The sequence below is a fragment of the Flavobacterium sp. MR2016-29 genome, assembly GCF_015350695.1.
GTDB lineage: Bacteria > Bacteroidota > Bacteroidia > Flavobacteriales > Flavobacteriaceae > Flavobacterium.
Window position 1 is genome coordinate 1,217,042 of the sequence record NZ_JADKPU010000001.1, and the last position, 24,388, is coordinate 1,241,429.

19 protein-coding genes are annotated in these 24,388 nt (G+C 33.7%); 17 read left to right on the forward strand and 2 right to left on the reverse strand.

Features of this window, described 5'->3' with window-relative positions; all coding sequences use genetic code 11:
* Positions 1-212 precede the first annotated feature (212 nt).
* From trmD to uvrB, 12 genes are all read left to right on the forward strand, one after another.
* Entirely contained in the window at positions 213-887 is a 675-nt protein-coding gene (gene trmD, locus IR010_RS05505; protein WP_029268668.1) for a tRNA (guanosine(37)-N1)-methyltransferase TrmD, read from the forward strand.
* A 194-nt stretch (positions 888-1,081) separates the two neighbouring features.
* Positions 1,082-1,432 (forward strand): 50S ribosomal protein L19, encoded by a 351-nt coding sequence (gene rplS, locus IR010_RS05510; RefSeq protein ID WP_007804248.1) that lies wholly within the window; start codon positions 1,082-1,084, stop codon positions 1,430-1,432.
* 280 nt (positions 1,433-1,712) lie between these two features.
* Entirely contained in the window at positions 1,713-3,935 is a 2,223-nt protein-coding gene (locus IR010_RS05515) for an NADP-dependent isocitrate dehydrogenase (RefSeq protein WP_194602256.1), read from the forward strand.
* A gap of 144 nt (positions 3,936-4,079) precedes the next feature.
* Positions 4,080-6,464: a TonB-dependent receptor gene (locus IR010_RS05520; RefSeq protein WP_194602260.1), complete on the forward strand. Its 2,385-nt coding sequence runs from the start codon at positions 4,080-4,082 to the stop codon at positions 6,462-6,464.
* A gap of 36 nt (positions 6,465-6,500) precedes the next feature.
* On the forward strand, positions 6,501-7,322 hold the full coding sequence (locus tag IR010_RS05525) for a DUF4249 domain-containing protein (protein WP_194567204.1): 822 nt from the start codon (positions 6,501-6,503) through the stop codon (positions 7,320-7,322).
* A gap of 9 nt (positions 7,323-7,331) precedes the next feature.
* Positions 7,332-7,814 carry a GyrI-like domain-containing protein gene (locus IR010_RS05530; RefSeq protein ID WP_194602263.1) on the forward strand — a complete coding sequence of 161 codons (483 nt, stop codon included), beginning with the start codon at positions 7,332-7,334 and terminating at the stop codon, positions 7,812-7,814.
* Positions 7,815-7,831: 17 nt separating this feature from the next.
* Positions 7,832-8,275 (forward strand): DinB family protein, encoded by a 444-nt coding sequence (locus IR010_RS05535; protein WP_194602266.1) that lies wholly within the window; start codon positions 7,832-7,834, stop codon positions 8,273-8,275.
* Between the two features lie 122 nt (positions 8,276-8,397).
* Positions 8,398-9,060, forward strand: a complete 663-nt coding sequence (locus IR010_RS05540) for a thiamine diphosphokinase (protein ID WP_194567210.1) — start codon at positions 8,398-8,400, stop codon at positions 9,058-9,060.
* Positions 9,061-9,185: 125 nt separating this feature from the next.
* Complete coding sequence (rlmF, locus tag IR010_RS05545) at positions 9,186-10,136, forward strand: 23S rRNA (adenine(1618)-N(6))-methyltransferase RlmF (RefSeq protein WP_194567215.1); 951 nt, start codon at positions 9,186-9,188, stop codon at positions 10,134-10,136.
* 182 nt (positions 10,137-10,318) lie between these two features.
* Entirely contained in the window at positions 10,319-10,555 is a 237-nt protein-coding gene (locus IR010_RS05550) for a DUF3800 domain-containing protein (protein ID WP_194602269.1), read from the forward strand.
* Positions 10,556-11,071: 516 nt separating this feature from the next.
* Positions 11,072-12,016, forward strand: coding sequence for an alpha/beta fold hydrolase (locus tag IR010_RS05555; RefSeq protein ID WP_194602272.1), 945 nt, complete (start codon positions 11,072-11,074; stop codon positions 12,014-12,016).
* Positions 12,017-12,111: 95 nt separating this feature from the next.
* The gene (gene uvrB, locus IR010_RS05560; RefSeq protein WP_029268645.1) at positions 12,112-14,103 is read left to right on the forward strand and encodes an excinuclease ABC subunit UvrB; all 1,992 of its coding nucleotides are present in this window, start codon (positions 12,112-12,114) and stop codon (positions 14,101-14,103) included.
* Here the strand turns inward: uvrB and IR010_RS05565 are convergent.
* Positions 14,100-14,501: an excinuclease ABC subunit B gene (locus IR010_RS05565; protein ID WP_194567221.1), complete on the reverse strand. Its 402-nt coding sequence runs from the start codon at positions 14,499-14,501 to the stop codon at positions 14,100-14,102. The two genes, uvrB and IR010_RS05565, sit on opposite strands and share 4 nt — an antisense overlap.
* Positions 14,502-14,558: 57 nt before the next feature.
* On the opposite strand from IR010_RS05565, the gene IR010_RS05570 reads away from it, so the two are divergent.
* From IR010_RS05570 to IR010_RS05585, 4 genes are all read left to right on the forward strand, one after another.
* Positions 14,559-15,362: an alpha/beta hydrolase gene (locus tag IR010_RS05570; RefSeq protein ID WP_194602275.1), complete on the forward strand. Its 804-nt coding sequence runs from the start codon at positions 14,559-14,561 to the stop codon at positions 15,360-15,362.
* 28 nt (positions 15,363-15,390) lie between these two features.
* Positions 15,391-16,401: a dipeptide epimerase gene (locus IR010_RS05575; RefSeq protein ID WP_194602277.1), complete on the forward strand. Its 1,011-nt coding sequence runs from the start codon at positions 15,391-15,393 to the stop codon at positions 16,399-16,401.
* Positions 16,402-16,406: 5 nt separating this feature from the next.
* Positions 16,407-17,435 carry an aminotransferase class I/II-fold pyridoxal phosphate-dependent enzyme gene (locus IR010_RS05580; protein WP_194567227.1) on the forward strand — a complete coding sequence of 343 codons (1,029 nt, stop codon included), beginning with the start codon at positions 16,407-16,409 and terminating at the stop codon, positions 17,433-17,435.
* 82 nt (positions 17,436-17,517) lie between these two features.
* A complete protein-coding gene (locus IR010_RS05585; protein WP_194602280.1) occupies positions 17,518-17,982 on the forward strand; it encodes a DUF1456 family protein in 465 nt (154 codons plus the stop codon).
* Positions 17,983-18,172: 190 nt separating this feature from the next.
* On the opposite strand, the gene sucC is transcribed toward IR010_RS05585, so the two are convergent.
* Complete coding sequence (gene sucC / locus IR010_RS05590; protein WP_029268636.1) at positions 18,173-19,366, reverse strand: ADP-forming succinate--CoA ligase subunit beta; 1,194 nt, start codon at positions 19,364-19,366, stop codon at positions 18,173-18,175.
* A 415-nt stretch (positions 19,367-19,781) separates the two neighbouring features.
* Between sucC and gltB the strand changes: the two genes are divergently transcribed.
* Positions 19,782-24,299 (forward strand): glutamate synthase large subunit, encoded by a 4,518-nt coding sequence (gltB, locus tag IR010_RS05595; protein ID WP_029268635.1) that lies wholly within the window; start codon positions 19,782-19,784, stop codon positions 24,297-24,299.
* Positions 24,300-24,388 lie beyond the last annotated feature (89 nt).

The following is a 24,388-nucleotide window of genomic DNA, read 5'->3' on the forward strand; positions in this document are numbered from 1 at the left end:
GCAAAAAATAATTCTGTAATGGTAGTTCAATTTAATGATAAAATATTTACATAACAAAATTAATATGTTATATAATTATTACTTTTCAACATGCAACACACTAGATACTAATACATTATATCTTTAAAAGAGAAAATGCTTTTTGAGTTTTGTTTTTAAATTTCACAAATATTTACTTTGTATATTTGCCTTCAAACTTTTGAAGAAGAAAAATGCGAATTGACATTATAACAATTTTACCAGAATTATTGAGAAGTCCGTTTGAGGCTTCGATTATGAAACGTGCTATCGACAAAGGTTTAGTTGAAGTACATTTTCATAATTTACGCGACTATACTACCAATAAACAAAAAAGTGTTGATGATTATCCTTTTGGAGGAGGTGCAGGAATGGTAATGACGGTACAGCCTATTGATGATTGTATTACCCATTTGAAAAGCCAGCGCGAATATGACGAAATTATTTATATGTCGCCTGACGGAGAAACATTAAATCAAAAAATGGCCAATACTATGTCAATGTATGAAAATATCATCATTTTATGCGGACATTATAAAGGTGTAGATCAACGCGTGAGAGATCATTTTATAACTAAAGAAATTTCCATTGGTGATTACGTTTTATCTGGCGGAGAATTGGGTGCTCTAGTTTTATCCGATGCTTTAATCCGATTAATACCTGGTGTTTTAAGTGATGAAACATCAGCTTTGACAGACAGTTTTCAAGATAATTTACTTTCAGGCCCAATATATACAAGACCCGCAGATTATAAAGGATGGAAAGTTCCAGAAGTTTTAACCAGCGGTCATTTTGCTAAAATTGATAAATGGCGCGAGGATATGGCGTATGAACACACGAAGAATAGAAGGCCAGATCTTCTTGAATAAATTCAAATTTATAATTCCAAATTCCAATTGATCAACTACTTAAAAAATTAGAATGTTGATTTTCTTTTATTGGAATTTGCAATTTATTTATTTTGGAATTTCATTTTTTTAATTACCTTTGCACCCGAATTAGACTAACCTCTGGCGAGATCCGTGAATGTTGCTCTATATAAAAACCATAATTATAAGATATCATGGCAGATTTAATGAAATTCGTTCAAACCGAATTAGTTGCTAAAAAAGATTTCCCTGTTTTTGGAGCTGGAGATACTATCACAGTTTTCTACGAAATTAAAGAGGGTGAAAAAACAAGAACTCAGTTTTTTAAAGGAGTTGTTATTCAAAGAAGAGGTTCTGGTAACACAGAAACTTTTACTATTCGTAAAATGTCTGGAGCTATTGGAGTTGAGCGTATCTTCCCAGTAAACTTGCCAGCTTTGCAAAAAATTGAAATCAACAAGAAAGGTGCTGTACGTAGAGCTAGAATTTTCTACTTCAGAGAACTTACTGGTAAAAAAGCTAAGATTAAAGATAAAAGAAGATAATCATTTATCTCTTTGTTATAAAAAACTCGTTTCAAGTAATTTGAAACGAGTTTTTTTTTGTGCCTAATTTTTAAAATAACAAAACTGCAATATTTTAATACCAAAATCATCGATTTAGCAATTTAAAGAGCTCGAAATAACAATCTGATAATTCCGGTATTTGTCTGGAAAACTACACCGTTTTCGAACTGATTTTATTATATTTGCTCCGCTCATTTTGAGCCGACTATACCATTTACATCGTTATTCCTTGACGATACGATTATAAAAAAAAAAAAAAATGACACAGAATTCAAAAATTTTTTACACCTTAACTGATGAGGCGCCTCTATTAGCGACTTATTCTTTATTACCAATTGTTCAGGCATTTACTGCTACTGCTGGGATTGCTATTGAAACCAGAGACATTTCGTTAGCAGGTAGAATTTTATCTAATTTCCCTGAAGTCTTAACAGATGCTCAAAAAACTGGAGATGCATTAGCTGAATTAGGCCAATTGGCAACAAAACCTGAAGCGAACATCATCAAATTACCAAATGTTTCTGCATCTGTACCACAATTAAAGGCAGCTATCACTGAATTGCAGTCACACGGTTACAACATTCCTAATTTTCCTGAAGATCCGCAAAATGATGCTGAAAAGGAAATTAAAGCAAAATATTCTAAAGTTTTAGGTTCTGCTGTAAATCCAGTTTTACGTGAAGGAAACTCTGATCGTAGAGCTCCAAGAGCAGTTAAAAACTTTGCAAAAGCAAATCCACACTCAATGGGTGCTTGGTCTGCCGACTCAAAAACTAAAGTAGCTTCTATGCCAAACGGCGATTTCTACGGAAGTGAAAAATCACTTACCGTTGCAGAAGCAAATGATGTAAAAATCGAATTTGTTGGAAAAGACGGAACAATAACTGTTTTAAAAGCAAGTACTCCTCTAAAGGCAGGTGAAATTATCGACAGTTCTGTATTAAACTTAAAAGCTTTAAAAAGTTTTATTGCTGATGCGATTGCTGATGCAAAAAAAGAAGGTATTTTACTTTCTGTGCACTTAAAAGCTACAATGATGAAAGTTTCAGATCCAATTATCTTTGGCGCTATCGTTGAAGTATATTTTGCTGATCTTTTCAAAAAATACGAAGCTTTATTTAATGAATTAAACATTGACACTCGCAATGGTTTAGGTGATATTTATGCGAAAATTGCCGGAAGACCTGAGCAAGCTCAAGTTGAAGCTGACATTACTAAAGCTATCGAAAACGGGCCAGCTTTAGCAATGGTAAATTCTGAAAAAGGAATTACTAACTTACACGTTCCTTCTGACGTTATTGTTGATGCTTCTATGCCAGCAATGATTCGTACTTCAGGACAGATGTATAACAAAGAAGGAAAACAACAAGATACTCTTGCTGTAATTCCAGATCGTTCTTACGCTGGAATTTATACAGCAACTATCGATTTCTGTAAAAAACACGGTGCTTTTGATCCTAAAACAATGGGAAGTGTTCCTAACGTTGGATTAATGGCTCAAAAAGCAGAAGAATACGGATCTCACGACAAAACTTTTCAAATGAAAGCTGATGGTGTTGTTCGTGTTGTCGATACAAACGGAAACGTTTTAATGGAACAAAACGTTAAAACAAATGACATTTTCAGAATGTGTCAAGCAAAAGATGCTCCTATTCAGGACTGGGTGAAACTAGCTGTAAACAGAGCTCGTTTATCTGATACTCCTGCTGTTTTCTGGTTAGACGAAAACAGAGCGCATGACAGAGAATTGATAGCAAAAGTTCAAAAATATTTAAAAGATTACGATACAACTAATTTAGATATTCGTATTTTAAACCCAGTTGCTGCAACTGAATTTACTTTAGACAGAATCATCAAAGGTCTAGACACTATCTCTGTAACAGGAAACGTTTTACGTGATTATTTAACTGACTTATTTCCTATTTTAGAATTAGGAACTTCAGCTAAAATGTTATCAATTGTTCCGTTAATGAATGGTGGTGGATTGTTCGAAACTGGTGCTGGAGGTTCTGCTCCTAAACACGTTGAGCAATTTACGGAAGAAGGCTATTTACGTTGGGATTCATTAGGAGAATTTTTAGCACTAGGTGCTTCATTAGAGCATTTAGGACAAACTTTAGATAATTCTAAAGCTATTGTTTTAGCTGAAACTTTAGACCAGGCTAATGACAAATTCTTAGCTAACGATAAGTCTCCAGCGCGTAAAATTGGTCAAATTGACAACCGTGGTTCTCATTTCTATCTTGCATTTTATTGGGCTCAAGCTTTAGCGGCTCAAAATAAAGATGCTGAATTGAAAGCGATCTTCACTCCTATTGCTGCTGAATTTGAAGCTAACGAAGCTAAAATTGATGCTGAATTAATTGGTGCTCAAGGAAAACCGCAAAACATTGGAGGTTATTATCAGCCAACTCCTGAATTAGTAAGCAAAGCAATGCGTCCTAGTGCAACATTCAATGCAATTCTTGCTAAAATAAAATAACAGAAAGCATTTATGCACTACAAATAAATAGTAAAAAGGACAATCTAAAACGGTTGTCCTTTTTTTATCTTAACTAATGTTTAACAATCGTTCCGCATCAAAGTTTAGTAAGAATTCTTAACTATGTAAATCAAAATAAAGACAATGATTCCAAAAAAAATTAGCTTTCTTATTCTTTTAATTTTTACTGCATTTACTTCATTTTCTCAAGAAAAATTTACACTAAGCGGGACTATAACCGACTTCAAAAGCAATGAAACTCTAATTGCTGTCAATATTTACATTCCGGCTTTAAAAATCGGAACCACAACAAACGAATATGGTTTTTATTCCCTTACAATTCCGAGTGGTGAACATCAAATTGAAATTAGTTATGTTGGCTATCAAACGATTCAAAAAACAGTAGTTTTAAATCAAAACACTAAGATAAATTTTAACTTAAACGAAGGTGGCGGTGAGGAACTTCAAGAAGTTGTAATTACAGATAACAAAGGCAAAGTCAATATCAAATCACCAGAGATGAGCGTTAACAAACTCTCCATCTCAACCATAAAAAAAATGCCTGTAGTTTTAGGCGAAGTTGATGTTTTAAAATCAATTTTATTACTGCCAGGTGTTACTAATGCGGGCGAAGGTGCATCAGGATTTAATGTACGCGGCGGCGGCGCAGATCAAAATTTGATTTTATTAGATGAAGCTACTATTTTTAATTCTTCTCACGTATTTGGTTTTTTCTCCGTTTTTAATCCAGACGCTATTAAAGATTTAAAATTGTACAAAGGTGGGATTCCAGCTCGTTACGGCGGAAGAGCCTCTTCTGTTTTAGACATTTATCAGAAGGATGGAAACAGCAAAAATTTTCATGTAAATGGAGGCATCGGACTAATTTCCAGCCGAATTTTAGCAGAAGGTCCAATTGTAAAAGATAAAGGTTCATTTCTAATTGGCGGACGTGCTTCTTACGCTCACTTATTCTTGAAATTTTCAGAAGATAACAAGGACAACTCTGCGTACTTTTATGATTTAAATACCAAATTAAGTTACAAACTAAACGACAATAACAGTTTATATTTATCCGGATATTTTGGACGCGATGTCTTTAGCTTAAATAAAAGTTTTACCAATATTTATGGAAATTCTACTTTAAATCTTCGTTGGAATCATCTGTACTCAGATAAACTGTTTTCAAATTTATCTTTGATTTATAGTGATTACTATTACGGACTCGATTTAGATTTTGTAGGCTTTAAATGGGATTCTGGAATTAAAAACTACAATATCAAATACGATTTCAAAAACTATATTTCAGATAAATTCAAATTGAATTATGGTTTGAACGGAATTTATTATGAGTTTAATCCCGGAACGATTAAACCAAGTGACGCATCATCTGGAATTAATCCTGATCAATTGGATAAAAAATACGCTTTTGAACCTTCCATTTATATTGATGCCGAAAATCAGATTTCAAAAAAAATCACCGTTTCTTACGGATTGCGATACAGTTTATTTTACCGTTTAGGAGCTTCGACAATAAATTTATATGAAAATAACAATCCTGTTATATTTAATACTGATTTGCAGATTTATGAAAAAGCAACTCCAATTGGAACAGAATATTACAGCAAAAACAAATCGATTAAAAATTATAATTATCTAGAACCTCGATTTGCAATTTCGTATCAATTAAATGATGATCAGGCGATAAAAGCCAGTTATAATAGAATGGCGCAATATCTTCAATTGATTTCGAATACCTCTTCTCCTACTCCGCTGGATGTCTGGATGCCAAGCGATAACTACATCAAACCACAAATTGCTGATCAGGTTGCGCTGGGATATTTTAGAAATATTAATAATGGCGCTTATTCTGTAGAAGTCGAAACTTATTATAAAGAAATACAAAACCGACTCGATTATATTGATGGAGCCGATTTGATTGCGAATAATGCCATTGAACAAGTTATTTTGAACGGACAAATGCGTGCATATGGTTTAGAAATTATGGTTAAAAAAAATGAAGGCAAATTTAATGGGTGGATTTCGTATACTTTATCAAAGTCGCAACAACAGACTCCTGGAAGAACGCCGGAAGAAACTGGCATTAACAACGGACAATGGTACAATTCAGCTTATGACAAAACACATAATTTGGCGATAACTTCGGCTTATAATTTAAATGAAAAATGGTCATTTGGCGCTAACTTTGCCTTACAGTCCGGACAGCCTGTTACTTATCCAAACGGTCAATATGAATATTTAGGAATTACTGTTCCCAGTTATGGTTTACGAAACGAAAACCGTTTACCTGCTTATCATCACTTAGATGTTTCGGCAACGTTGACTCCGAGAAAAAATAAAGACAGAAACTGGAAAGGCGAATGGGTTTTTAGTATTTACAATTTATACAACCGTAAAAATGCGGCTTCGATAAATTTCCGCCAAAATGTAGATACGGGCGAAAATGAAGCAGTTAAAACATCTATTTTCGGAATTGTGCCTGCGGTAAGTTATAATTTTAAATTTTAAGAACTACTTTCTCTCAAAAGAAACAAAAGATATATTATGAAAAAAGCAATCTTATTAATCGTATTTTTTATATCCATTTTCTTTACAAGCTGTGAAGAAGTTGTCGACGTCGATTTAGATACTGCTCCTCCAAAATTGGTAATCGAAGCCGCTATAAACTGGCAGAAAGGGACAAACGGCAGACAACAAACTATAAAACTGACGACAACAACCGGTTATTTTGAGAATGTTATTCCAACAGTTTCTGGGGCAACAGTATATATAAAAAACAGCCAGAACCAACAATTTAATTTTATTGAAGTTCCCAAAACAGGCCGTTATGTCTGCACTAATTTTAGGCCGGTAATTAATGAAAAATATAGTTTAACCGTAATAAACAATGGCGAAACTTACACTGCTGATGAAACTTTTCAGTCTGTGGCTCCAATTACACGAATAGAGCAAAATAATGAAGGCGGTTTTACAGGAAAAGACATTGAAATAAAAGCTTTTTATAACGATCCGGCAGATGCTGATAATTTTTATCTGTACAAATATGTGTATTCAAATAAGATAAAATCAAACTATTACGTTGATGAAGATAAGTTTTTTCAAGGCAATGAATTTTTTAGTATTTCGGATGATGACGAATTAAAAATTGGAGATGAAATTGAAATCACGCACATCGGAATCTCAAAACAATATTACAATTATATGAGTATTTTAGTCAGTATTGCGGGCAATAATGTTGGCGGACCATTTCAATCTCCTCCAGCAACAGTAAAAGGCAATATTATTAATACAACAAATAAAGCAAATTATCCGCTTGGGTATTTTTCGCTTAGCGAAACTGATTTAAGAAAATATACTATTCAATAAAATTACTAAATGGAAGCCCAGATCAGAACTTTAGCCGAGAAAAAATTAATCGGAAAACATATTATAATGTCATTTACTGAGAATAAAACTTTTCAATTATGGAGCGGTTTTATGCCAAGGCGAAAAGAAATCAAAAATACAGTCGACACTATTTTATACTCTCTTGAAGTTTTTAAAGAAGGCCATTTCGACAATTTTAATCCCGAAAAAACTTTTCAGAAATGGGCTGCAGTAGAAGTTACAGACTTTAAAGACATTCCTTCTGAAATGGAAACCTTAGTAATTCCGACTGGTTTATATGCCGTTTTCATGCATTACGGACCAGCGACTGACGCGCATAAAACGTATCACAGTATTTTTACAGAATGGCTTCCAAATTCTGAATATACTGTAGACGATAGACCTCATTTTGCCGTCATGGATGAAAGATATAAAAAAGACGATCCAGCTTCTGAAGAAGAAATCTGGATTCCGATAAAAAATAGAGCTTAATTTAAATACACTGAATCATGTTAATTGAAACTCTAAAAACGCTTTTTAACAGAGATCTCCACAAATTAAAAGTTGAAATTGAATCTTATCAAAACGAAAGTCAGATTTGGGCAATTGATAAAAACATTTCAAATTCAGGAGGCAATCTTTGTTTGCATCTTATCGGTAATATTAATACTTATATTGGAGCCGAAATCGGAAAAACAGGCTATATTAGAAATCGTCCTTTAGAATTTTCTCTGAAAGATATTCCACGATCAGAATTAATCAATAAAATTGAAGAAACCATTTTAGTTGTAAATAACGTTTTTAATACTTTGACAGAGGCTGATTTAGAAAAAATTTACCCGCAAATCGTTTTCGAAAAAGAAATGACAACTGGTTTCTTTTTAGTTCATCTTTCTGCACATTTAGGCTATCATTTAGGGCAAATTAATTACCATAGAAGATTGGTGATTTAAGATTTTTGAGTAACGATTTAAGATTTAGGATATATATCGTTTTAAAAAATCAAAAATCAAAAATCGTTAATCATCATTCATAAATCCTATCGTACATTTGCAAGCACATAAAAAATAATTCAATGTCATCACATCACATAGTTCGCGACGATCAGGAACCCGCTTTAATTATTGCCAATGGAGCGGCATGCAATCCTGAATTATTAGGACAATTGCTCGAGTGGTCGCCGCTTGTTGTTGTACTTGACTCGGCTATAGAAAGAGTGATTGAATTGGACATTAAAGTAGATGTTCTATTAGGTGACTTCGATCGTGGCTTCGATCCTGAAATTTACAAAACTTCACAATATCCAATAGAAATTGTGCACACTCCAGATCAGGATAAAACAGATCTTGAAAAAGCTTTTGATTATTTGATAGCCAGAAAAATTCCTGCTGTAAATGTAGTCTGGGCAACCGGAAAACGCGCTGATCATACCATTACAAATCTTACCAATATTGTTCGTTATCGCGATTTATTAAAAATTGTAATTCTCGACGATCACTCCAAAATATTTTTGCTACCCAACAAATTTGAAAAATGGTATACGGCAAAAACGCCAATTTCTTTAATTCCAATTGGTGTTGTAAACGGTATTCATTCTACTAATCTAGAATATCCCTTAAAAAATGACACGCTGACAATGGGATACAGAACCGGAAGCAGTAATGCAGTTGCAAAAGATGGTCTTGTTACAATCGTACATGATAATGGTGATTTGCTGTTAATGGAATGTGTTGATTAAAAGTCACCCCTATTTTCTGGAATTTGGAATTTTAAAATTGGAATTTCTAGAAGCTCTACTGAACATTTTTTTTATTACCGTTTCCTCCAAAAGGAATGACTATCTTTGCACGGAAATTCAAAAAAATGAAAACAATAGACAATTCTGAAAAAACCAATTTACATCCTCGAAATCTTCATCGTTCACGCTATGATTTCGAACTTCTTATTACGAATTGTCCTGAGTTAAAATCGCATGTTGCAATCAACACTCACGGAATTGAAACTATTGATTTCAGTAATCCCATTTCAGTAAAAATGCTTAATAAAGCTTTATTACAAACTTATTACGATATTCAAAATTGGTCTATTCCTAAAAATTACCTTTGTCCGCCAATTCCCGGAAGAGCAGATTATATTCATTATTTAGCTGATTTACTGGCTGAAACTAATAGCGGAATCATTCCGACAGGTTCAGATGTTCTAGGTTTAGATGTAGGAACTGGCTCTAATTGCATCTATCCGATTTTAGGAAATGCTATTTACGACTGGAGTTTTGTTGGAACCGACATTGACCTTCAAGCGATTCAAAACTGCAGTAAAATTATCGAAGCCAATCCTAAATTAATTGACGCTATAAGCTTACAGCAGCAAACGGAATCGAGATTTATTTTCAAAAATATTATTACGCCCGAAGACCGATTTACATTCACGATCTGTAATCCTCCTTTTCACTCTTCTGCCGAAGATGCTAATCAGAGCACTGTTCGTAAAGTTTCTAATTTAAATCCAAAGGAAAAGAAAAAGACTAATCCCGTTTTAAATTTTGGAGGTCAAAATACCGAATTATGGTGCGATGGCGGCGAAATTGGTTTTATAACGCAAATGATTTACGAAAGCGCAAAATATGCCATGCAGTGCTTATGGTTTACTACTTTAGTTTCTAAAAAAGAAAATCTTTCGAGTATTTATAAAACTTTAAATAAGGTAAACGCAGCTTCTATAAAAACTATTGATATGGCTCAAGGCCAAAAAACTAGCCGTATTGTTGCTTGGACATTTTTGAGTGAAGCACAACAGAAAAATTTTAAATTATAATAAAATTCTTTCAATAAATTAATTTTTGATTTATTTTTATTATCTTTGTTTATATAAATAGGTAATTCCTGATTGTACGTGGCGGTGAAACATCTACCATAAATGTATTATCAATACATCGTATTCGGGGGCTATTTTAAAAATACCAAAGGGCTATAAAGCCCTTTTTTTTATGCCGAAAAATGAAAATATACATTGATGAGAGCGGAGATTTAGGCTGGAAAATGGAGAAACCTAATAGATATGGTGGGTCAAGTAAATTCATTACAATTACTGGATTTATTATATCTAAAGATGAAGAAAAGTATATTTCGCGCTTTATTTCAGACATTTATAAAAAATACAATCTAACTCCAAATGTTAAAAAAAAGGAGCTAATTTTATACCAGAACATTCTTCTTTTATTACTTCTCAATTAACTAATAAGATAATTAATAAAAAGTACTTCATTCAAAATTATCTCTATTACTGTAAATAAAAGCAAAGTCTTTGATTCATTAAAAAAAGACAAAAATATATTTTACAATTATGTTCTTGGGCTATTATTAAAACCCGGGATAATTAAATTTGAAAGTGTTGAAATTATTCTTGATAAAAGAACGATAAAAGTTAGTCATGGGGAAAGTTTTCCGGATTATATTAAAACAGAAATTTGGGGAAATGGATTTGACATGACTATTTCTTGTAACTTTTTAGAAAGCACAAATAATAAAATGATTTGGTTTGCAGATTGGTATGCTAATTTTATTTGGAGATATCACGAAGACAAAGAATCCAGTTCTTATAATCAGATCATAAATCTTCCACAAGAAAGATTTTCAGAAAAAAGGCTATTTTTCTAATTATACTAAAGATTATAATTATGATACTTTAAAACAAAATTCTAATACTTTTTCCGCGTGCCATTATCGTACCTTTAAAGTAAATAGAATTTTATGACTCCAACTAAAATATTCGTTCGATTAGTATTGTTTCTTGCATTGGCAAGTTGTGCTTCTTCTAAAAAAGCAAAATTTGAAGACTATGTTTTTGAAACAAAAACTGAAAAACAAGCTTACTTAAATTCATACGATAAAGCATTAAAACTTTGGGATATTCCTTATACGGAAGAAAACATTCAAACTAGTTTTGGAACAGCACATATCATTATTGCAGGACCAAAAAATGGAAAAGATTTAGTTTTACTTCACGGAATGGACGCTACATCAACAATGTGGTATCCTAATATTAAGTCTTTAGCCAAAAATCATAGAATTTATGCCATCGATTTTTTGATGGAACCTGGAAAGTCAACACTTACAGCCAAACCTCTTTCTTCTGAAGAAATTGTAATTTGGTACAATGAAATTTTCAAACATTATAAATTAAAGAAATTTGATATTGTGGCTGCTTCTCGCGGAGGCTGGATTGCAACTTTATTAGCGATACAAAAAGAAGATTCAATTGATAAAATAGTCCTTCTAAGCCCGGCTCAAACTTTTAAATTTATTGATAAAATGGGAAAAACAACAACGGCATTAATGTTGAAACTTTTTCCAAGTGAAAAGAAATTTGGAAAAACATTAAAGACCTTTTCAACACATCCTGAAAAAATTAGTCCTATTTATAAAAGACAATTTTATTTAGCCAATAAATATGCAAAATCGAATTCGAGTATGCTAAAAATGACGCCTTTCTCAGATGATGAATTAAAGTCGATTACAAATCCAGTTTTAGTTTTAATTGGTGATAAAGATGTAATTAATTCTGACGAAAGTTTAGAACGTGCAGAAAAATATCTAATTCATGTCAAAACAAAAAAAATACCAGATGCAGGCCATTTTTTAACTATAGATCAGTCAAAAATTGTCAACGATGCAATTGCTGATTTTTTAAATTAGATCAATTTGTAATTTCTCAAGTTACACACTTTTAAAGCTTTTTTAAAGGATTCAAACTTTGTATCTTTACAAAACAAATATTTTATCGCGTAAAAATGAATTTTCAAGTATCCTCAGAATATAGTCCAAAAGGTGATCAGCCACAAGCTATTGAAAAGCTTTCGCAAGGAATTGTAGATGGTGAAAAATATCAAACTTTATTAGGAGTTACCGGATCTGGAAAGACATTTACAGTTGCCAATGTTATTCAGGAAGTGCAAAGGCCAACTTTAGTTTTGGCACACAACAAAACATTAGCTGCGCAGTTATATTCAGAATTCAAACAGTTTTTTCCGAACAATGCTGTTGAATATTTTGTTTCCTACTACGACTATTATCAGCCAGAAGCTTTTATGCCTGTAACTGGGGTTTTCATCGAAAAAGATTTATCTATCAATGAAGAGCTTGAAAAAATGCGTTTAAGCACAACTTCTTCTCTCCTTTCAGGAAGAAGAGATATTTTAGTTGTGGCATCAGTTTCGTGTTTGTATGGTATTGGAAATCCCGTTGAATTTAAGAAAAACGTAATTGCGATAGAAAGAGACCAAGTACTTTCCCGAACTAAATTTTTACACAGTTTGGTGCAAAGTTTATACGCCAGAACTGAAGCTGATTTTAATCCCGGAACTTTTAGAATTAAAGGTGACACGGTTGAAGTTTACCCAAGTTATGCTGATGATGCGTATAGAATTCACTTTTTTGGGGATGAAATAGAAGAAATAGAATCTTTCGATGCTAAAACTTCTCAAGTTATTGAAAAGTTTAAAAAGCTGACCATTTATCCAGCCAATATGTTTGTAACGTCGCCAGATGTTTTACAAGGCGCGATTTGGGAAATTCAGCAAGATTTAGTGAAACAAGTTGATTATTTTAAAGAAATAGGAAAACATCTTGAAGCAAAACGCCTTGAAGAACGCACGAATTTCGATCTTGAAATGATTAGAGAATTAGGCTATTGCTCCGGAATCGAAAATTACTCTCGATATCTTGACGGAAGAGAAGCTGGAACAAGACCTTTCTGTTTACTAGACTACTTTCCTAGCGATTATTTAATGGTGGTTGATGAAAGTCACGTAACCGTTTCACAGGTGCATGCTATGTACGGAGGCGATCGCAGCCGTAAAGAAAACTTAGTTGAATATGGTTTCCGTTTACCTGCCGCAATGGACAACCGACCTTTGAAATTTGAAGAATTTGAAGCCTTGCAAAATCAGGTAATTTACGTGTCAGCAACTCCGGCAGATTATGAATTGCAAAAAACGGATGGGATTTATGTGGAACAAATTATTCGTCCAACCGGATTATTAGATCCTATTATTGAAGTACGCCCAAGCTTGAATCAGATTGATGATTTAATTGAAGAAATTCAAGTTCGTTGCGAATTAGACGAAAGAGTTTTAGTGACCACTTTAACCAAAAGAATGGCCGAAGAATTAGCCAAATACTTAACTAAAGTGGGCGTTCGCTGTCGTTATATTCATTCTGAAGTAGACACTTTAGAACGTATCGAAATCATGCAGGATTTGCGAAAAGGTATTTTTGATGTTTTAATTGGAGTAAACTTGCTTCGTGAAGGTCTTGACTTACCAGAAGTTTCGCTTGTAGCAATTTTAGATGCAGATAAGGAAGGTTTCTTGAGAAACCACAGATCGCTTACGCAGACAATAGGACGTGCGGCTAGAAACCTAAATGGAAGAGCAATTTTGTATGCTGATAAAATTACAGGAAGCATGCAAAAAACAATTGATGAAACCAATTATCGCCGTACAAAACAGATTAATTACAATACTGAAAACAACGTTGTACCACAAGCCCTAAATAAAAAAATCGAAAGTGCATTTACTAAAAATCCTTTGGTAGAATATGAATTAGGACATACTTTATCTATTGCAGCTGAGCCAGAAACAAAATATTTATCTAAAGCCGAATTAGAAAAAATGATTCGCGAGAAAAGAAAATCAATGGAAAAAGCCGCAAAAGAATTAGACTTCCTGCAAGCTGCTAAACTTCGCGATGATATTAAAAAATTGCAGGAACAATTGGCTTAATTATGCTGTTCCTGAAAAACTTTCAATAAAACTTTAGGATCGATCATAGCGTTTGATGATTTTTTCATTAAATCGAGAACGCGTTTTACAGCACTTGGATTCAACCCCATTTCAATCGCAATTTGCTGAATGGCTTTTGCTTCTTTTTCGTGTAGAACCCCGTCACAATGCATGATCAGCGCTAATCTGTAAAATTGCTGAATGCGCTGAAACTCTGATTTTACAACTTTAGTGATGTGTTCCTGATGAAATAAATCCTGAAAAAGAGTCTTATCAATATTGAGTTCTTGCGCAACAAGCCATAAAAATTCTAGCTCGCGTTTGTGCAATTCACCATCAACAGTTGAGAAAGCGATCATTTCTAAAAGTAAACTTCTCTTTTCTTCTTCGGAATTCATCAAATTTGTTATTTTTAGCTAAAATATCATATTTAAATCTAAAACACAAAACAACTGATGATTAGAGGACTTTTCTTTTTTATTTTTCTGTGGATGGCCAACATTGGAAACGCACAAGAAAGCACAGCTTCAAAAAACGTGTCGACTTTTACTATTGAAGCTCCTCAACTCAAAACCACAAAAAAAATCTGGATTTATTTACCAGAAGGCTATTCGGCTTCAGCCAAAAAAAAATACAGTGTAATCTATATGCACGACGCTCAAAATTTATTTGATGCAAAAACTTCTTTTGTGGGGGAATGGAATGTAGATGAAAAACTTGACAGTTTAAGAGCACCGGTAATTGTCGTTGGAATCGAACATGGAAATGATAAACGAATTGACGAATTGACGCCATTTAAAAATGAAAAATACGGCGGAGGAAATGCAGATAATTATCTTGAATTTATTGTAAAAACTTTAAAACCATACATAGATAAAAATTACAGAACCAAAACCAAAGCCAAAAACACTACTATAATGGGAAGCTCGCTTGGCGGTTTAGTATCGTATTATGCAATTCTTAAATATCCGGAAGTTTTTGGAAAAGCGGGTGTGTTTTCGCCTTCATTTTGGTTTTCTAAAGACATTTACTCTTACGCAGAAAAAGTTCCTAAAATCAAAACCAAAATTTATTTTTTATGTGGAGACAAAGAAAGTGATGACATGGTAAAAGATTTAAGTAAAATGGAACGTTTATTAGATACCAAAAGATGTTATTGCCTTCATCTTAATAAAACCAAAATTGTAAAAGGCGGCGAACACAATGAAAAATTATGGCGCGACGGTTTTGTAAAAGCAGTACTTTGGCTAGGCTATTAAAAATATCAAAAAAAATAATCATATAATTATGAAACTAATTTTAAGAGAATACAACTTAAAACTAAAACACACTTTCACCATTTCGAGAGAATCAATCGATGTACAGCCTTCGCTGATTGTTGAATTGCAAAGTGAAGGATTTTCTGGTTTTGGAGAAGCAACTTCAAATCCGTATTACAAAACAACAGTTCCGATAATGATGGCAGATTTAGAAAAAATCAGAGCCATTATCGAAACTTCAGAAAATGAAACTCCAGAAGTTTTTTGGGCAAAAATATATCCGTATTTAAAAGAAGATATGTTTGCTTTATGTGCGCTAGATTTAGCCTACAATGATTTATATGCTCGTAAAAAAGGCAAAAAATTATACGAATTATGGAATTATACTACCGAAAGAAACCCATTAACTGATTACACAATCGGTATTGCTTCTATAGAAAAGATGGTTTCTAAAATGCAGGAACTTCCTTGGCCGATTTATAAAATTAAATTAGGAACCAAAGAAGATATTGCAATCGTAAAAGAACTCCGCAAACATACCGATGCCATTTTTAGAATTGATGCCAATTGTGGCTGGGGCGTAGACGAAACGATAAATAACGCAATTGAATTAAAGAAATTAGGTGTTGAATTTTTAGAACAGCCTATGAAAGCTGATAACTGGGAAGCGCATAAAGAGGTTTTTAAACATTCTGTTCTTCCAATAATTGCAGACGAAAGCTGTATTATCGAAGAAGATGTTGCTAAATGTTTTAACCATTTTCATGGAGTAAATGTAAAATTGGTTAAATGTGGTGGTCTGACTCCTGGAAAGCGCATGATAGAAGAAGCTAAAAAATTAGGCTTAAAAACTATGGTTGGATGTATGACAGAATCTACGGTGGGAATTTCTGCAATTGCTCATTTACTGCCTCAGCTTGATTATGTCGACATGGATGGCGCATTGCTTTTGGCTGAAGATATTGCAACTGGAGTAACTATTAAAAATGGTATTGTTTCTTATTCAGCTCTTAACGGAACTGGCGTTACTTTAATCTAATCAAAATGAACGTCAACCAATTTCCTGACAGAGTTATCGAAATCGACCAAGAACAGTATCTGTATTTTGGAGGAACTGCTTATTTGGGTCTGCCAACCAATATAGCTTTTCAGGAATTGGTTGTCAAAAATATTTTAAAATGGGGAACGACTTACGGAAGCTCTAGAAGTGCCAATATAAAATTGACAGCTTATGAAAATGGCGAAAATTTTTTAGCCAAATACATAAAAGCTGAAGCTGCTGTTACCGTTTCATCAGGCATGCTGGCCGGAAAACTGGTGATCGATGAAATAAAAAAAGCAACAGATTCTTTCTTCCATTTTTCAGATATTCATCCTGCTATTCAAACCAGTAATAGTATACCGATTTTTATAAATGGCGAAATAAATCCGCTTTTGACAGATTCAAAATCAGAGAGAATTACTATTTTGGCGGATGGAGTTCCTTCTTTTGAAACCAAAGCGATCGACTTATCTATTTTGAAGAAAATTCCAAATCATAAAGAAATTACTTTAATAGTTGATGAATCGCATTCGTTGGGAATCTTAAATAAAAATGGCTGTGGAATTTACGCTGAAATTAATTTTCCTATAAAAAGAAAAATCATGGTTTCATCTTTAGGAAAAGCTTTTGGCTTAACGGGCGGTGTTATTGCGAGCGATGCTATTTTTATAAATCAAATAAAAAAACTGGATACTTTTGTTTCTGCTGCTGGAATGAATCCTGCTTTTGTACAGACTCTTGCTGATGCTGCAGAAATTTATCCAAAACAACATCAAAAATTACTCGATAATTTGGATTATATAAATCACAAATTGATTAAAAATGATGCCATTAAATTTGATAAATACTATCCGCTGATTTATCTTAGAGATGATAATCTTATCGAAATTTTAAAAGCAAATAAGATTATTATTGCGAGTTTTAAATATCAGGAAAATTCAAATAATTTAAATAGAATTGTAGTCACAGCCAATCATCTTCATGAAGATTTAGATAAACTGATATCCGTAATAAATAAATATTATGCTTAAAAGAGGCAAAAAAACTTAACATATTTGGCTGCAATTTTAAGTGTAATTGCTTTTAAAACGTACCTTTGTAAAAAATTAAACGATGACGAACAACGATATATTAAAAAAACTTCGCGTGGCTTTGATGCTCCGTGACGATCAAATAGTTGAAATTTTAGAATTAGTAGATTTTAGAATTACAAAATCAGAATTAGGAGCTTTTTTTAGAGCCGAAGATCATGAAAATTACATGGAATGCGGTGATCAGGTATTACGTAACTTCTTAAACGGATTGGTAATTCATTTAAGAGGAACAAAAGAAAATCCTAAAAACCCGAATGATGTTTTAGCAAAACACAAAGCAGAAATTCCAAAAAAAGAGAGCACGAAAGAAAGACCTGAATTTAAAGCAAGCCCAAAAGATGCCGAAAAATCAAGAGGCGACCAAAGGCCATCAAAATCTGGAACTGCTGCTAAAAAACCTTTCAAGAAAAACAATTCTAAAGCGACACCAAAAATTCAGGTAGTAGAAAAAGTAATTTACAAAAATGGTAAGAATAAAAAATAATCTATATTACGAGTTATAATTTCATAAAATCCCTTCGAATATTCTAAGGGATTTTTTATTACACATCATTCATTCTCTATGATATACATCTCTAAAAAATATTCTCAAACGGAATACTTTACGTAATTACAAACAAAAAATCCCTCCGAATATTCGAAGGGATTTATTATATAATTGAAATCTTATTTTATTAAGATAATGCAGCTTTAACTTGATCAGCAGCTTCTTGAAATTGAACAGCTGATAAAATTGGCATACCAGAATTGTCAATTAATTCTTTTGCAATTTCAGCATTTGTTCCTTGCAAACGAACGATGATTGGCACCTTGATCGCGTCTCCCATGTTTTTGTAAGCATCAACAACACCTTGAGCAACACGGTCACAACGAACGATTCCTCCGAAGATGTTAATCAAAATAGCTTTTACGTTTGGATCTTTCAAGATAATTCTGAAAGCAGTTTCAACACGTTTAGCATCAGCAGTTCCACCAACGTCTAAGAAGTTTGCAGGCTCAAAACCAGCGTATTTAATTAAATCCATAGTTGCCATTGCAAGACCTGCTCCGTTTACCATACATCCTACAGTACCGTCAAGATCTACATAGTTCAAACCTACTTCTTTCGCTTCAACTTCGATTGGATTCTCCTCACGGATATCTCTCATTTCAGCATATTTTGGTTGTCTGTATAAAGCATTATCATCGATATTTACTTTAGCATCAACAGCCATAATTTTATTGTCTGAAGTTTTCAAAACAGGATTGATTTCAAACATAGAAGCATCAGAACCAATGTAAGCATTGTATAATGAATCGATGAATTTTACCATTTCTTTGAAAGCATTTCCAGAAAGACCTAAGTTAAAAGCAATTCTTCTTGCTTGAAAACCTTGTAATCCAACAGAAGGATCAACTTCTTCAGTAAAAATTAAATGTGGAGTGTGCTCAGCAACTTCTTCAATATCCATTCCACCTTCAGTAGAATACATAATCATGTTGCGTCCTGTAGCTCTATTCAATAAAACAGAAACATAAAACTCAGAAGTTTCACTTTCACCAGGATAGTAAACATCTTCAGCAACTAAAACTTTGTTTACTTTTTTACCCTCAGCAGAAGTTTGAGGCGTAATCAATTGCATTCCGATAATTTGTCCTGCAATTTCTTCAACTTGCTGCAAGTTTTTAGCCAATTTAACTCCTCCGCCTTTTCCACGACCACCTGCGTGAATTTGCGCTTTTATTACGTGCCATCCTGTACCAGTTTCGGCAGTTAATTGTTTTGCAGCAGCTACAGCTTCAACTGCATTATTAGCCACAATTCCGCGTTGAATGCGTACTCCGTAACTCGCTAAAATTTCTTTTCCTTGATATTCGTGTATGTTCATAATATAGAATTTGTCTGGTTCTGAATTTATTTCAGAATAAAAGTGCGACAAAAGTAGCAAAATTCAACTTAAAAGTAAAATCTTTTTCAATTAAAAAACGTGTGTGATATATATTGAAGGAATATTCTATTTTAAAGAAAACTAATCGTTAAACTATTGCATGTAAATTGTTAACTAAAAAACACTATTTCGTTTGAAATTTAACAAAAACTCCAATGATTTCAATAGCTGAGAAAGGATTTTTACTAAAATAATTTAAAACATATTGTGATTTTATCATTTCGCAATGCTTTCTACGAAATTATTATCATTTAAGAATCGTTTTTCTAATATTACAACAAAAATGTAAGCCAAATTACAATTTCACTACATTATGTTTAACGAAATCTCTATTTTTGTAGAAAAAATATCAAGAATGAAAGTTAAAGAACAAGGGCTTTATTTGCCTGAATTTGAACACGACAATTGTGGTGCAGGATTTATTTGTAATTTGAATGGTATTAAATCTAATGATATCATTCACAAAGCATTGGACATCTTAATAAAATTGGAACATCGTGGTGCAGTTAGTTCTGATGGAAGAACTGGAGACGGAGCTGGAATTTTATTCGACATCCCACACGCTTTTTTTAAAAAAGTATGTGATTTTGAAATCCCTGAAACGCGTGAATATGCAGTAGGAATGGTTTTTTTACCAAAAAGCAAAAACCAGGTTTCTTTTTGTATCAACGCTTTCGAAGCAACTATTAAAGATCAGAATTTAAAGATCTTAGGTTGGAGAGACGTACCTGTTGAAGTAGAAAATTTAGGGCAGATTGCCGCAGAAAAAGAACCTACAGTTAAACAAGTTTTTGTTAGCAAAAACGGTCAGGATTTAACTGAACAAGAATTTAATGCAAAACTTTTTGCAGCTAGAAAAATTGCTGAACATGCCATAAGGGGATCTAAAACCTCTGAAAGTCATATGTTTTACTTCTCTAGTTTATCGACAACTACCATAATATATAAAGGTTTATTGATGCCGGAAGACATCAGCCGTTATTATGTTGACTTAAAAGATCCAGATTTAGTGACTCGTTTGGCGTTAGTTCACCAGCGTTTCTCAACAAATACTTTCCCTTCATGGGAATTAGCACAGCCATTTAGATATATGTGTCATAATGGTGAAATCAATACACTTCGTGGAAACGTAAGCCGTATGCGTGCTCGTGAAGAGCTTATGCAAAGCAAGGTTTTTGGCGATGATATCAAAAAATTATTCCCAATTATCTTAGAAGGAAAATCAGATTCTGCTTCTATGGATATGGTGGTAGAACTTTTATTAATGACTGGCCGTTCATTGCCAGAAGCGATGATGATGGTGGTTCCTGAAGCTTGGGAAAAACACCAAACTATGTCTCCAGAAAAGAAAGCTTTCTACGAGTTTAATGCTTGTATTATGGAGCCTTGGGATGGTCCTGCTTCTATTCCGTTTACAGATGGAAACGTAATTGGCGCTTTATTAGACAGAAACGGACTTCGCCCTTCTCGTTATACATTAACAAAAAGCGGTTTCGTAATCATGTCATCAGAAATTGGTGTTCTTGATATCGATCCTGAAGATGTAATTCAGCACGGTCGTTTAGAACCAGGAAAAATGTTCTTGGTTGATATGAACGAAGGCCGTATTATTGAAGATGATGAAGTTAAAAAAGCAATTGTAACTAAGCGTCCATATAAAGAATGGCTAGATGCAAATCTATTGCCTTTATCTAAAATTCCGTACACTAATAATCCTACTCCAATTGAAAAATTAGATTTTCAAACAAGACAAAGATTATTTGGATATACGATTGAAGATTTAAAAACAATCATTAATCCAATGGGAGGCCAAGGAGCTGAAGCAATCAGTTCTATGGGTAACGATACGCCTTTAGCAGTATTGTCAGACCAGCCTCAATTGCTGTACAACTATTTTAAACAATTATTTGCTCAGGTTACTAATCCGCCTTTGGATGGTATTCGTGAGGAAATTATTACTGATATCAGTTTAGCGGTTGGTGGCGATTTCAATATTTTTGAAATTGAATCTAAACAATGCAAAAAATTAAAAATCCAAAATCCAGTTATTTCAAATGAGGATTTAGATAAAATAAGAAACATTGATCACGCAGATTTTAAATCTGCTACTATTACTACTTTGTATAAAATAGAAAAAGGAGTTAATGGTTTAGAGCGCGCGCTTGAAAAATGTGTTCAGGCAACTTACAAAGCTGTTTCTGAAGGATGCAATGTAATCATATTATCAGACAGAGGCGTAAGCGAAGAATTAGCTCCAATACCAATGTTATTGGCTTGTTCTTATATTCACCACTCTTTAAACATTTTACAGGTTCGTTCTAAATTCGGAATCATAATCGAATCTGCAGAACCTCGCGAACCACATCATTTTGCTTTATTATTCGGATACGGTGCGAGCGCCATCAATCCTTACATGGTAAATGAAATCATTCACGATCAGGTAAACCAAGGATTTATTAAAGGTGTAAAAGCAGATTATGCAATTGTAAATTATAACAAAGCGATTGCAAAAGGAATCGTTAAAATAATGAATAAAATTGGTATCTCTACTTTGCATTCGTACAGAGCTGCCCAAATTTTCGAGATTCTAGGTTTAAACAAAACATTTACTTCTAAATATTTCCCGTACACGCCTTCTAGAATTGAAGGAATTGGTTTGATGGAAGTTGAAAAAGAAGTTAAAAAACGTTTCCAAAAAGCATTTCCAAATTCAAAAGTGGCAAGTTTGCTTCCTTTAGAAATTGGGGGTATTTACAGATGGAGACGCGGTGGAGAAAAACACATGTTTAATCCAACAACAATTGCTAAATTACAGCAGGCCGTTCGCTTGAACAGCCCTGAAAGTTATAAAGAATACTCTAACATGGTCAATGAGCAAAGCTCTAACTTAATGACTATTAGAGGAATGTTTGAATTCAATAATTTAGATCCAATTTCTATTGATGAAGTAGAACCTTGGACCGAAATTGTCAAGAAATTCAAAACGGGTGCAATGTCTTATGGATCTATCAGTAGAGAAGCACACGAGAATTTAGCCATTGCAATGAACAGAATTGGTGGAAAAAGTAACTCTGGAGAAGGCGGAGAAGATCCTAAACGTTTCCAGAAAGAAATTAACGGAGATTCTAGAAACAGTGCAATCAAACAAGTTGCTTCGGGACGTTTTGGTGTTTCGATTAACTATTTGACAAACGCTAAAGAGATCCAGATTAAAATGGCTCAGGGAGCAAAACCTGGTGAAGGCGGACAATTGCCTGGAGAAAAAGTGGTGCCTTGGATTGCTGAAACAAGAAACTCTACACCTTATGTAGGTTTAATTTCCCCTCCTCCACACCACGATATTTATTCTATTGAGGATTTATCTCAGTTGATTTTCGACTTAAAAAATGCCAATCGTGAAGCACGTGTAAACGTAAAATTAGTTTCTGAAGTTGGAGTTGGAACAATCGCTGCCGGTGTTGCCAAAGCAAAAGCTGACGTGATCTTAATTTCTGGTTATGACGGAGGAACAGGTGCTGCACCATTAACTTCACTACAACACACAGGTATTCCTTGGGAACTTGGTTTAGCGGAAGCACAGCAAACTTTGATATTAAATGATTTAAGAAGCCGTGTAGTTTTAGAATGTGACGGACAATTGAAAACAGGTCGTGACGTTGCAATTGCTGCATTATTAGGAGCAGAAGAATTTGGTTTTGCAACTGCACCGCTTGTAGCTTCTGGATGTATCATGATGAGAGCTTGTCACTTAAATACTTGTCCGGTTGGTATTGCAACTCAGGATCCAGAATTGAGAAAAAATTTCAAAGGAACTCCAGAGCACGTAATCAACTTCATGTATTTTATTGCTGAAGAGCTAAGAGAAATCATGGCACAATTGGGTTTCAGAACTTTGAAAGAAATGGTAGGTCAGTCACAAAAATTAAATGTGAACAAAGCCATCAAACATTATAAAGCAAATGGTTTAGACTTATCATCAATTCTGTACAAACCGGAAAAAGCTAAAACTGAGCCAAATCATAATACAACTACGCAAGATCACCAACTTGAAAACGTATTGGATTTTGACATCATAAAAGAAGCAATTCCGTCAATCTATAGAAAAGAGAAAACAAGAGTAACTTTTAAAATTAAAAATACAGACCGTTCTGTAGGTGCGATTTTGAGTAACGAAATCTCAAAAATATATGGCGCACAAGGTTTACCTGAGGACACTATTTTAGTTGATTTTGAAGGTTCTGCCGGACAAAGTTTTGGTGCTTTTGCAACAAACGGATTGTCGTTTAAAATTCACGGAAACTGTAATGATTATTTAGGAAAAGGTCTTTCTGGAGGAAAACTAATTGTAAAAGTACCTCCTACTGCAACCTTCAAACCTGAAGATAACATCATTATTGGAAACGTTGCCCTTTACGGAGCTATTACCGGAGAGGCTTATATTAATGGAATGGCCGGTGAGCGTTTTTGTGTAAGAAATTCTGGGGCAACAGCAGTTGTGGAAGGAATTGGAGATCACGGATGCGAGTACATGACCGGTGGTACAGTAGTAATTTTAGGAAAAACAGGAAGAAACTTCGCGGCTGGTATGAGTGGCGGTGTGGCTTATGTTTACGATCCAAATCAAAGATTCGATTCGACTTTATGTAACATGGAAATGGTTGCATTTGATCCGATGGAAGATGAAGACGTTATCAAACTAAGACGATTGATCAAAAATCATTCATTGTACACCAGCAGTCCATTAGCAAAAAGAATTTTAGCAGACTGGGAAAATGAACAAAAGCACTTCGTAAAAGTAATGCCAACTGATTACAAAAAAGCATTACAACGAATTGCAGAAGAGAAAAAAATAGAAGAATTAATAGCTGATTAAAAGGTTCTGAGTTACAAAGGTGCAGAGGTACTAAGGTTGAGTTTATCAACTCACTTCTCACATTTCACATCTCACAACTAAATTTAATA

Coding starts and splice junctions, on each gene's coding strand:
- IR010_RS05565 (WP_194567221.1), bottom strand. CDS start 14,501: ATGAATTCCGAAGAAGAAAAGAGAAGTTTACTTTTAGAAATGATCGCT.
- IR010_RS05525 (WP_194567204.1), top strand. CDS start 6,501: ATGAAAAAAGCAATCTTATTAATCGTATTTTTTATATCCATTTTCTTT.
- IR010_RS05530 (WP_194602263.1), top strand. CDS start 7,332: ATGGAAGCCCAGATCAGAACTTTAGCCGAGAAAAAATTAATCGGAAAA.
- trmD (WP_029268668.1), top strand. CDS start 213: ATGCGAATTGACATTATAACAATTTTACCAGAATTATTGAGAAGTCCG.
- IR010_RS05535 (WP_194602266.1), top strand. CDS start 7,832: ATGTTAATTGAAACTCTAAAAACGCTTTTTAACAGAGATCTCCACAAA.
- sucC (WP_029268636.1), bottom strand. CDS start 19,366: ATGAACATACACGAATATCAAGGAAAAGAAATTTTAGCGAGTTACGGA.
- IR010_RS05580 (WP_194567227.1), top strand. CDS start 16,407: ATGAACGTCAACCAATTTCCTGACAGAGTTATCGAAATCGACCAAGAA.
- rlmF (WP_194567215.1), top strand. CDS start 9,186: ATGAAAACAATAGACAATTCTGAAAAAACCAATTTACATCCTCGAAAT.
- IR010_RS05575 (WP_194602277.1), top strand. CDS start 15,391: ATGAAACTAATTTTAAGAGAATACAACTTAAAACTAAAACACACTTTC.
- IR010_RS05520 (WP_194602260.1), top strand. CDS start 4,080: ATGATTCCAAAAAAAATTAGCTTTCTTATTCTTTTAATTTTTACTGCA.
- IR010_RS05555 (WP_194602272.1), top strand. CDS start 11,072: ATGACTCCAACTAAAATATTCGTTCGATTAGTATTGTTTCTTGCATTG.
- IR010_RS05515 (WP_194602256.1), top strand. CDS start 1,713: ATGACACAGAATTCAAAAATTTTTTACACCTTAACTGATGAGGCGCCT.
- IR010_RS05585 (WP_194602280.1), top strand. CDS start 17,518: ATGACGAACAACGATATATTAAAAAAACTTCGCGTGGCTTTGATGCTC.
- uvrB (WP_029268645.1), top strand. CDS start 12,112: ATGAATTTTCAAGTATCCTCAGAATATAGTCCAAAAGGTGATCAGCCA.
- IR010_RS05550 (WP_194602269.1), top strand. CDS start 10,319: ATGAAAATATACATTGATGAGAGCGGAGATTTAGGCTGGAAAATGGAG.
- IR010_RS05570 (WP_194602275.1), top strand. CDS start 14,559: ATGATTAGAGGACTTTTCTTTTTTATTTTTCTGTGGATGGCCAACATT.
- rplS (WP_007804248.1), top strand. CDS start 1,082: ATGGCAGATTTAATGAAATTCGTTCAAACCGAATTAGTTGCTAAAAAA.
- IR010_RS05540 (WP_194567210.1), top strand. CDS start 8,398: ATGTCATCACATCACATAGTTCGCGACGATCAGGAACCCGCTTTAATT.
- gltB (WP_029268635.1), top strand. CDS start 19,782: ATGAAAGTTAAAGAACAAGGGCTTTATTTGCCTGAATTTGAACACGAC.